The organism is Dietzia sp. DQ12-76, from assembly GCF_014145045.1.
GTDB lineage: Bacteria > Actinomycetota > Actinomycetes > Mycobacteriales > Mycobacteriaceae > Dietzia.
Window position 1 is genome coordinate 1 of record NZ_JAALDV010000169.1, and the last position, 10,672, is coordinate 10,672.

The 10,672-nt window shown below is 70.0% G+C and carries 9 protein-coding genes; all 9 read left to right on the top strand.

Translation table 11 applies throughout. The features are described from left to right. Window positions 1-1,452: proteasome ATPase (gene arc / locus G6019_RS07060; RefSeq protein ID WP_182627280.1), on the top strand; the 1,452-nt coding region annotated here is incomplete at its 5' end. Next, window positions 1,449-2,966 (top strand): depupylase/deamidase Dop, encoded by a 1,518-nt coding sequence (gene dop / locus G6019_RS07065; protein WP_182612872.1) that lies wholly within the window; start codon window positions 1,449-1,451, stop codon window positions 2,964-2,966. The genes arc and dop, both read left to right, overlap by 4 nt. Window positions 2,967-3,020: 54 nt before the next feature. Beyond that, window positions 3,021-3,197: a ubiquitin-like protein Pup gene (locus G6019_RS07070; RefSeq protein ID WP_107756448.1), complete on the top strand. Its 177-nt coding sequence runs from the start codon at window positions 3,021-3,023 to the stop codon at window positions 3,195-3,197. A 6-nt stretch (window positions 3,198-3,203) separates the two neighbouring features. Next, window positions 3,204-4,610, top strand: a complete 1,407-nt coding sequence (gene pafA / locus G6019_RS07075; RefSeq protein WP_107756447.1) for a Pup--protein ligase — start codon at window positions 3,204-3,206, stop codon at window positions 4,608-4,610. 10 nt (window positions 4,611-4,620) lie between these two features. After that, on the top strand, window positions 4,621-5,589 hold the full coding sequence (locus G6019_RS07080) for a helix-turn-helix transcriptional regulator (protein ID WP_107756446.1): 969 nt from the start codon (window positions 4,621-4,623) through the stop codon (window positions 5,587-5,589). Next, window positions 5,586-6,539: a helix-turn-helix transcriptional regulator gene (locus G6019_RS07085; protein WP_182612871.1), complete on the top strand. Its 954-nt coding sequence runs from the start codon at window positions 5,586-5,588 to the stop codon at window positions 6,537-6,539. The genes G6019_RS07080 and G6019_RS07085 overlap by 4 nt, the downstream gene beginning before the upstream one ends. 108 nt (window positions 6,540-6,647) lie before the next feature. Then, entirely contained in the window at window positions 6,648-7,085 is a 438-nt protein-coding gene (gene tatA, locus G6019_RS07090; RefSeq protein WP_107756444.1) for a Sec-independent protein translocase subunit TatA, read from the top strand. 72 nt (window positions 7,086-7,157) lie between these two features. Further along, entirely contained in the window at window positions 7,158-8,141 is a 984-nt protein-coding gene (tatC, locus tag G6019_RS07095) for a twin-arginine translocase subunit TatC (RefSeq protein WP_241725920.1), read from the top strand. Then, window positions 8,125-10,672, top strand: a 2,548-nt coding sequence (locus G6019_RS07100; protein WP_182627282.1) for a DEAD/DEAH box helicase, incomplete at its 3' end; no start/stop codon positions are given. The genes tatC and G6019_RS07100, both read left to right, overlap by 17 nt.

Genomic DNA, 10,672 nt, shown 5'->3' on the forward strand with positions numbered 1-10,672 from the left:
TTGCTGCAGGACCCCGTGGACGCCGATACCGCGGAGGTCATGGCGGCCGGTCGGCGGATGCGTCTGACCCTGGCGCCCGGGGTCGACCCCTCCGTGCTCGCGGCGGGCGTCACCGTCCGCCTGAACGAAGCGATGACCGTCATCGAGGCCTGCACAGGCCTCCCCGTCACCGGCGTCACCGCGGTCTTCCGGGACGTGCTGGCCGACGGGGTGCGGGCCCGCGTGGTGATGGGCAACGACGAGGAGCACGTCGTCCATCTGGCGTCCGGGTTGCGCGGAGGGCGCACCGCCGCCCACCCGGCGCCGGTGCGCCCGGGCGACGCGGTCCTGGTGGACCCCAAGGCCGCCGTGGCGTTCGAGGTCGTGCCCAAGGCCGAGGTCGACGAGCTCCTGCTCGAGGAGATCCCGATGGTCGAGTACTCCGACATCGGCGGTCTCGGCGCACAGATCGAGCAGATCCGCGATGCCATCGAACTGCCCTTCGTCCACCATGAGCTCTACCGCGAGTTCCATCTCGCCCCGCCGAAGGGGGTGCTGCTCTACGGCCCTCCCGGGTGCGGCAAGACCCTGATCGCGAAGGCGGTCGCGCACTCGTTGGCGCTGGCCTCGGCGACGTCGCGGGGGGAGGACACCAGCGATGGCCGGTACCCCAACTCCTACTTCCTCTCCATCAAGGGTCCGGAACTGCTCAACAAGTACGTGGGCGAGACCGAGCGGCACATCCGGTCGATCTTCGAGCGGGCTCGGGAGAAGGCGACCGAGGGCAACCCGGTGATCGTGTTCTTCGACGAGATGGACTCCATCTTCCGCACCCGCGGGTCGGGCATCTCCTCCGACATGGAGACCACGATCGTCCCTCAGCTCCTCGCCGAGATCGACGGGGTGGAGGACCTGCGCAACGTCATCGTGATCGGCGCCTCCAACCGGGAGGACATGATCGACCCGGCGATCCTGCGCCCGGGCCGACTCGATCTCAAGATCCGGATCGACCGCCCGGACGCCGACGCCGCGGCCGACATCCTCGCCAAGTACATCACGCCGGATCTACGGTTCGATCCGGACGAGGTCGGTTCCGCGGGCGGCGAGGAGCATGTCCGCGGCCTCATCACCCGGATCGTCGACCGTCTCTACACCAGGGACGAGTCGACCACCTACGTGCATCTGGTCCACGCGTCCGGCCGACGGTCGTCCCTCCATCTCGCGGATCTGACCTCCGGGGCGATGCTGCGCAACATCGTGGACCGGGCCAAGAAAATCGCGATCAAGGACATCGTGCACGGCACCGGACAGGGTCTGACGACCGACGATTTCCTGGACGCCGTCGACGCGGAGTTCGCGGAGAACACCGATCTGCCCAACACCTCCAACCCGCAGGAATGGGCGCGTCTCGCGGGAGTCCGGGGAGAACGCGTGGTCGAGGTCATCGTGCCGCACAGGGAGGACGAGCGGTGACCCCGACCGGGCGGGACGAGTCCGACGAGGTCGCGAGAGGCCGGGTGATCGGGACCGAGATCGAGTTCGGCATCGTCGCCGTGGGTCAGCCGCTGCTCAGCTCGGTGGTCACCTCGACCCAGGTGGTCAAGGCGTACACCGACCCGGGCGAGGTCGCCGGGACCGCCGATGCGACCCGGTGGGACTACGGGTCCGAATCGCCCCTACGCGACGCCCGCGGCTTCGATCTCGGCTCCGCCCGCGCCTACGATCCGAGCGAGTTCGGGGTGAGCAACCGGGTGCTCACCAACGGCGCGCGCTTCTACGTCGACCACGCACACCCCGAATACTCCTCTCCCGAGGTCGATTCCCCGATCGACGCGGTGATCTGGGACAAGGCGGGGGAGCGGATCATGCACCGGGCCGGTAGTGAGTCGTCCGCCGTCGACGGCAACGCCGAGCTCAAGCTCTACAAGAACAACGTCGACGGCAAGGGCGCGTCCTACGGCGCCCACGAGAACTACCTCGTGCGTCGCGAGGTCGACTTCGACGAGCTCTCGATGAGCCTGGCGCCCCATCTGGTCTCCCGCCAGGTGTTCTGCGGTGCCGGGCGGGTCGGCATAGGTCAATCCGGGGAGGAGCCCGGTTTCCAGATCTCCCAACGCGCCGACTACATCGAGGTGTTCACCGGTCTGGAGACCACTCTGCGCCGCGGGATCATCAACACCCGCGACGAACCGCACGCCCCGGACGAGACGTGGCGCCGCCTCCACGTGATCCTCGGCGACGCCAACATGGCCGAGCTCGCGACGTACCTGAAGATCGGCACCACCTGCCTGGTCCTGGACGCGATCGAGGCGGGGATCGACCTGTCGGACCTGGTCCCGGTCGACCCCGTCGAGGCGGTACACACCATCAGCCACGACCCGTCCCTCACCGCCACCGTCGCACTGCCCGACGGCCTGGCGCTCACGGGGATCGGCCTCCAGCGCGAGATCCTCGGCCGCGTGTCGGACCTGGTCGGCGACGGCACGGGGCGCCCGGGGTGGGCCGTCGAGGTCCTGGCCGAATGGCGGGAGATCCTCGACGCACTCGAGCGGGACCCCATGTCGTGCGCCGATCGGCTGGACTGGCCGGCCAAACTCCGCCTCCTGGAGGGGTTCAGGGCACGCGACACCCTGGGATGGGACCACGCACGCCTGGCCCTCATCGACGTCCAGTACCACGACATCGACCCGGAGCGGGGACTCTACAACCGCCTGGTGGGCAAGGGTGCCATGCGCAGGATGGTCACCGAGGCCCGCGTCGAGGCCGCGGTGACCACCCCTCCCGAGTCCACGCGGGCCTGGGCCCGGGGGCGCTTCCTGGCCCTGCTCGGTGAGCGCGTCCACGCCGCGGGGTGGGACCACGTCGTCGTCGTCGATTCCCGCGGCGACCACCGCCACGTGGACCTCGCCGACCCGTATACCGGGACCCGCGCCCACTGCGACGCGCACCCGGAGTTCCTCAGCCCCGACGGCCCGCTGCTCCGCTGAGCATCCCGCTCACACGGCCCCGTCCCGTCCACACCACGACAGGAGAACCACCCGATGTCCCAGATCCAGAAGAACGCCGGCGGCGCAGGCGAGCCGGACGACGAGGCCGGGCAGGTCGCCGCGACCGCGCAGACCTCGTCCGCCGACTCACTGCTCGACGAGATCGACGACATCCTCGAGACCAACGCCGAGGAGTTCGTGAAGTCCTACGTCCAGAAGGGCGGGCAGTAGGCCGCCATGATCCGCCGCATCGTCGGGATCGAGACGGAGTTCGGGATCACCAGCGTCGGTGGCGAGGGTTCGCGCTCGCTCGGGCCCGACGAGATCGCCCGCTACTTCTTCCGTCCCGTCGTCGAACGCTGGCGCAGTTCGAACGTGTTCCTCGAGAACGGATCCCGCCTCTATCTGGACGTGGGTTCCCATCCCGAGTACGCGACCGCGGAGTGCGACGGTCTGGAGCAGATCGTCGCCCACGACAGGGCGGGGGAGCGGATCATCGACGACCTCGCCGTCCACGCCGAACAGTCGCTCGCGGCCGAGGGCATCGACGCCAAGGTCTACCTGTACAAGAACAACACCGACACCGCGGGCAACTCCTACGGCTCGCACGAGAACTACCTCCTCGACCGGTCGACCCAGGTCCGGAGCATGGCCACGACGCTGCTGCCGTTCCTGGTGAGCCGGCAGCTCATCTGCGGCGCCGGCAAGATCCTGCCCGGGACCCCGGCGGGCGTGGGCACCGCCGAGGACGGGGAGACCACCTTCTGCTTCTCCCAGCGGGCCGAGCACATGTGGGACGGTGTCTCGTCGGCCACCACCCGATCGCGCCCCCTCATCAACACCCGCGACGAGCCCCACGCTGACTCGACCCGGTTCAGGCGTATGCACGTCATCGTGGGCGATTCCAACATGATCGAGACCACGACCCTGCTCAAGGTCGCCAGCACCCGACTGGTGTTGGAGACGCTCGAGGCCGGCGTCCCGTTGCGCCCGATGGCGATCGCCCACCCCGTCCGCGCGATCAGGGAGATCAGCCGCGACCTCACCGGGACCCGGCCGGTCACCCTCACCGACGGCACCACGATGACCGCCCTGGAGATCCAGCGGGAGTTCCTGGCCGCGGTCCACCGCCACCTCGGTCATGGCGGGTGGGAGCGCGACGACCGCCCCGTCGTGGAGAGGTGCGTGACCCTGTGGGAGCGGGTCCTCGACGCGATCGAGTCCGGCGACCACGACGCGATCGCCGGTGACATCGACTGGGCCGCGAAGCTGCGGCTCATCCGACAGGTCCAGGGCAGGACGGGGGTCGACCTGGATCACCCGCGGTTGGCACAGATCGACCTGACCTACCACGACATCCGGCCGGGACGCGGGCTGCACTCCGTGCTCGAACGCCGTGGTCTGGTCTCGCGGGTGGTGAGCGACCCGGAGATCGAACGGGCCCGGCGGATCGCGCCGGAGACCACCCGGGCGGCGCTGCGTGGCCGCTTCATCTCCGCCGCCACCGCGGCCCGGCGGGACTACACCGTGGACTGGGTGCATCTCAAGGTCGCCGACGGCACCCTGCCCACGGTCGCGCTCACGGACCCGTTCACCGCCGAGGACCCGCGTGTCGACGGCCTGATCGCCGCGCTCGGCCGATAGCGTCCTGCCCGTGCCCACCTCCAAGTCCCAACGGCTGGTCAACCTCGTCATCTGTCTGAGGTCGACCAACGCCTTCCTGTCCGCGGGGGAGATCCGCAGGATGGTCCAGGGTTACGACGACTGCGAGAACGAGGCCGCATATCTGAGGATGTTCGAGCGGGACAAGCGGGAACTCCGCGAGGTGGGCGTCCCCCTCGAACAGGGAGCCTCGCTGGCGCCGGGGTCCCCGGCCGGCTACCGGATCCCCGCCGGTGGATACGAGCTCCCCGAGATCACCCTCACCCCCGAACAGGCCGGGGTGCTGGCCGTGGCCTCCGAGGTGTGGCGCGAGGGCGAGCGGGCCGCCCGGGCCGACGGGGCTCTGGCCAAGCTCACTGCCGCGGGTATCGACCCGGTGCACGACGCCGGTGCGACCGTGACGGTGGAGGACCCGGCCGAACTCGCGGTTGCCGCCGTCGTCGCGGAGGCGGTCGCGGAGGGCCGGCTCCTCACGTTCTCGCACACCCCTGCAGGGGCGACGGCACCGAGCGCCCGGAGGATCGAACCGTGGTGGACCGGGTCCCGACAGGGACACTGGTACGTGGTCGGTCACGACCTCGATCGCGGCGAACCCCGCACCTTCCGCCTGGTGAGGGTCTCGGACGTCCGGGTGGGCCAGGCCGGCCGGACCGTCCCGGTTCCACGGACCTCCGAGGTGCTGGCGCTTCTCGACGACGCCATCTCCCGCCTGAACCCGGTGGTCGAGGCCACCGTGTGGGCGGCGGACGGCCACGCCGCCGAACTCCGTGCGATGGCCCGCGACGCCGCATCTGCCGACCGGTTCGGGCGTGGGGGAGCGGACCTGGAGGTGTGTGCTCCGCTCGGTGAGCTGGCGTCGATGGTGGCATCCCAGGGCGCCGACGCCGTGGCCCTCCGGCCCGCCGGACTCCGCGATCGAGTCCTGACGATCCTCTCCGCCGCCGAGGAGGCCGACCGATGACCTCCCGTGCCGTCCCACTGGCGACGCTGCTCAGCGTGGTCCCGTACTTCCACACCCGGGGCGCGGTGCGCGTGGACGAGGCCGCGCGGGATCTCGGCATGACGGAGCAACAACTGCGGGACGCGCTCTGGCAGCTGTGGTCCTGCGGTCTACCCGGCTACGGGCCGGGTGACCTCATCGACCTCGCCTTCTCCTCGGAGGACCTGGACGACGCCGAACTGGTCGAGGTGACGTTCACCGCCGGGATCGATCGTCCCGTCCGGCTCACCGCGGCCGAGGCCGTCACCCTGGAGACCGGACTCGCGATCTTCCTCGATCATCCCGAGGTGGTCGACCAGACCGCCCTGCGTGATCTGCTGCGGACCCTCCGGACCGCGGCCGGCGTCGAGGCCCGGGCGGAGGAGCCCTCCCGCCCCGACACCCCGCCGGACGCCGATGTGGTCCGCACCGCCGTCCACGACGGACGCGCACTGCGATTCGTCTACCACTCGGCCAGCTCGGACACCTCGACCACCAGAGTGGTCGATCCCGCTCGGCTCTCCGTGTCCGACGGGCACTCCTACGTCCACGGGGTCGACCGCGGGACCGGGCAGTGGAGGACCTTCCGCACCGACCGGATGAGCGGGGTCGAAGAGGTCGGACCGCGCCGGTCGCTCGGGCCGGAACCCCAGGACGGCGGGGCGGGCGTCCTCCTGGAACGCGCCGTCGTCCCCGCGGCGGCCGCGTGGTTCCTCGACGAGTTCGGGTTCCACGACGTGGTCCGGCGCCCGGACGGCGATCTCGACGTCTCGATCGCCTATCACGACCGGACGTGGCTGGTCAGGTTCCTGCTCGGACACGCCGACGTCGTGACGCCGTCCGACCCCGGACTGGCCGCGGAGATCGCCGACCGGGCCATCGCCGGGCTCGCGCTCTACGAGGCCCGCGACGACTCGGTGTCCTCGCCGTGAAAACCGCGTGAACCCGCTGGTCACCGCATTCGAAGGGGGGGACCGCGCCTCCGGCTGTCGGCGTGGGTGCGTTAGCATGGCCGTGTTGTCACACAATCGGAGGTAGACATGGGTGCGTTGAGCATCTGGCACTGGCTCATCGTTCTCGCGGTGGTGCTGCTCCTCTTCGGCTCCAAGAAGCTCCCCGACGCCGCTCGCGGCCTCGGGCGGTCGATGCGGATCTTCAAATCGGAGATCAAGGAGATGCAGAACGACGACAAGCCTGCCGAGCCGGAAGCGCTCACCCAGGCGGGTCAGCCGAACGCCGCGCAGTACGTCCAGCCGCAGGCGCACCCCACGCAGGCGCAGCATCAAGCTCAGGGCTACCCGCAGGCTCCGCAGCAGCCGTACCAGCAGCAGGGCCAGTCCCAGCAGCAGTACCAGCACCCGCCGCAGACGGGGCAGCAGTACCCGCAGACGCCGCAGCAGGGTCAGCAGCACCAGCAATCGCCACAGCACGTCGACCCCACCGGCCCGTACGACGGCGGAACCGGCACCCAGCGGTAGCAGGTATCCCCACAGATGACGCAGACAGGACCCCAGAAGACCGGCGCCACCCCCGGGGGCGGCGCCGGTCGGATGTTGTCCAGGCGCAAGCGCCGGCCCCGGAACCCCGACGGCACGATGCCGCTCATCGAGCACATCTACGAGCTGCGCAAGCGACTGCTCATCGCCCTCGCGGCGATCGTGGTGACGCTGGGCTTCGGGTTCTGGTGGTACGGCAGCGGATTCTTCGGCGTCCCCTCGCTGGGTGAGATCCTCACCGGCCCCTACTGCGACATCCCACCCGGCGCACGCCTACAACTGGGTGACGCGGACGACCAGTGTCGGCTCCTCGCGACCGGCCCCTTCGAGCAGTTCATGCTCCGTCTCAAGGTGGCCGCCACCGCCGGGATCGTGTTGGCCAGCCCGGTCTGGCTCTACCAGCTGTGGGCCTTCATCACGCCGGGCCTGCACAAGAACGAGAAGCGCTACGGAATCGCGTTCACCGTACTCGCCGCCATCCTGTTCATCGGCGGGGCGGTCCTGGCCTACGTCGTGATCGTCTTCGCCCTCGAGTTCCTGCTCTCCATCGGCGACAACGTCCAGACCACGGCCCTGTCGGGCACGCAGTACTTCTCCTTCCTCATCCAGCTGATCCTCATCTTCGGGGTGAGCTTCGAGATCCCGCTGCTCATCGCGATGCTCAACGTCGCCGGTGTACTCAGGTACGAGGTGCTCGCCAGGTCGCGGCGCGGGATCATCATGGGGATCTTCGTCTTCGCCGCCGTCGCCTCGCCCGGTCAGGATCCGTTCTCGATGCTGGCGCTCGCCGCGGCGGTGTGCGTGTTGGTGGAAATGTCCATCCAGTTCGCCCGCATCCACGACAAGCGCAAGAGCAGGGCCCGCGAGGAATGGCTCGACGTCGACGACGAGTCCGCCTTACCGCTGGGTCCGTCCGAGCGCCTCGACGGTTCCGGGGAGGTCCGTTCCACCGGCCCGCTCGCCGCGCCCGAGCCGGTCAGCGGTGCACGGCCCCTCCAGGCACCCTCGGGTGGGGCGATGTATGACGACACGCTCTGAGCCGCACGACGCGGGCTCCCTGCTCGAGTCGTTCCTCCAGACGGAGGGTTTCGATCCGGACCCGTTCCAGATCGAGGCCTTCTCCGCGCTCGACGCCGGCCGCAATCTCCTCGTCTCGGCGCCCACCGGGTCGGGCAAGACGCTCATCGGGGAGTACGCGGCCCACCGGGCCCTTGCCGGCGGCGGCCGGTGCTTCTACACCACGCCCGTCAAGGCACTGAGCAACCAGAAGTTCCGTCAGTTCCGGCACCGCTTCGGGCCCGAGAACGTGGGGTTGCTCACCGGGGATCACTCCATCGACGCCGACGCCCCGGTGGTGGTGATGACCACCGAGGTCCTGCGGAACATGATCTACTCCGGGTCCTCCGCCCTGCACGACCTGGACTGCGTGGTGATGGACGAGATCCACTACCTCGGGGACCGGTCGCGAGGCGTGGTCTGGGAGGAGATCATCCTGACCCTCGACCCGTTGGTCCGACTCGTGGGCCTGTCGGCGACGTTGAGCAACACCGAGGAACTCGGGGACTGGATCACCGAGATCCGCGGCGACACCGCGGTGGTGCTCTCCGACGTGAGGCCCGTTCCCCTCGCGCACATGCTCTACACGGACGGTGACCTGGTCCCCGTCCGGGCCGCCGCCGACCATCGACGGCGCAGCCGGGGCGGGTATCACGACGAACGGGTGGCGGCCCGACCCCGGGCCCAGTGGGCGCGACGTCAGGACGTGATCGAGAAGCTCGACGACGACCATCTGCTGCCCGCGATCTACTTCGTGTTCTCCCGGGCCGGGTGCGACGGAGCGGTCTCCCAGATGCGCCGGGCCCGGTTGCGGCTGACCACGGGGGAGGAGTCGCGACGGATCGCCGCGCACGTCGACGCCGCGTGTGCGCAGGTTCCCCGGCACGACCTGGACGCCCTCGACTTCGCCGCCTTCAGGGCCGGACTGATCAGTGGCATCGCCGCCCACCACGCGGGCATGCTCCCGCTGTTCCGGACCGTCGTGGAGGAGTTGTTCTCGGCCGGTCTGATCAAGGTCGTGTTCGCCACGGAGACCCTCGCCCTGGGCATCCACATGCCGGCCCGGGCGGTCGTCCTGGAGAAGACCACCAAGTTCAACGGCGACACCCATGCGATGCTCACCTCCGCCGAGTACTCCCAGATCACCGGCCGCGCCGGCAGGAGGGGGATCGACACCAAGGGCACCGCGGTGGTGCTGGACCAACAGGATCTCGACCTGGACGCGCTGTCCGCTCTCGTGGACACCCCACGCTTCCCCCTGCTCAGTGCGTTCACCCCGGACTACTCCATGGCCGTCAACCTCGTGGAACAACTCGGCGTGGCGGAGGCGACATCCCTCATCGGCAGGTCGTTCGCCCAGTTCCAGACCGACCGCACGCTGGTGTCCCGGTCACGGGCGGTCGAACGCAGGACGGACGAGCGGGACCGGATCCGTGCGGACCTGGAGGAGGCCGGCGGCGACTCCCAGCTCGACGAGTACATGTCGCTGCGCGCGGACCTGAGTCGGCTCGAGAAATCCACCGAGAAGGCCACCCGCGACGACCGGCTGGAATCCGTGCGCGCGGCGATGCTCAAGCAGACCGCGGGTTCCGTGATCACCGTCGGCCGCAAGCGGTTCGGCATGGTCGCCACGGTGCTCCAGGTGCGCACCGACATCCCCTCCGACCCGGCCCTGTTGTGTCTGACCGATTCCGGCTGGACCGGCTGGCTGCGCCAGCAGGACTTCGCGGCGCCCCCCGTGCCGGTGGGGAGGGTCGACCTGCCACGCGGTCGCCGGAAACTCGACGGACGGGCCAAACGGGCACTCGTCCAGCGGATGGAGGGGCTGCGCGGCAAGGCCAGAGGCCGGATGAAGAACGCCGGGGGCAAGTCCGTCCGAAAGGACCCGCGACTCGCGGCCACGCGCCGGGCCCTGCGCCAGCACCCCCTGCACGAGGATCCCCGGATCGACAGGCTGGCCCGTCTCCACGAACGCTGGGCACGAGCCGCGGCGGACGTGGACACGCTCACCGCGGAGGTGGAGGAGGATTCCGACTCCCTGGCCCGCCGGTTCCGCAGGATCGTCGACCTGCTCGACCACCTCGGCTACCTGGAGAAGCACGAGGGGGAGGTCCGTGCCACGGAGGCCGGCCGCCTACTGGCGGGCATCCACACCGAGCAGGACCTGTTCGTGGCGGAGTGTCTCCGGCGCGGGGTGTGGTCAGGGCTCGACCCGGCGGGGCTGGCCGCGGTGATCACCACCGTCGTGGCCCACCCCCGTAGCGAGTCGGCGGTCCGCGAGCCCTCCGACGAGCTGCTGCGCGCCGCCCTCGCCGAGACCGACCGCGTCGCCGCGGACGTCACGGCGGCCGAGAAGTCCCACCAGTTGCCGCCGACCCCCGATCTCGATGCCGGACTCGCCCCGGTCCTGCACCACTGGGTGTCGGGCGGTGCGCTCTCGTCGATCCTCGCCGCGTCCTGGCAGGAGGGCGTGGAACTCACCGCCGGGGACTTCGTGCGATCGGCTCGGCTCA

Bases quoted from the DNA above. Each gene is read 5' to 3' on its own strand.
- G6019_RS07070 (WP_107756448.1), top strand. From the start codon at position 3,021: ATGTCCCAGATCCAGAAGAACGCCGGCGGCGCAGGCGAGCCGGACGAC.
- pafA (WP_107756447.1), top strand. From the start codon at position 3,204: ATGATCCGCCGCATCGTCGGGATCGAGACGGAGTTCGGGATCACCAGC.
- G6019_RS07085 (WP_182612871.1), top strand. From the start codon at position 5,586: ATGACCTCCCGTGCCGTCCCACTGGCGACGCTGCTCAGCGTGGTCCCG.
- tatA (WP_107756444.1), top strand. From the start codon at position 6,648: ATGGGTGCGTTGAGCATCTGGCACTGGCTCATCGTTCTCGCGGTGGTG.
- tatC (WP_241725920.1), top strand. From the start codon at position 7,158: ATGTTGTCCAGGCGCAAGCGCCGGCCCCGGAACCCCGACGGCACGATG.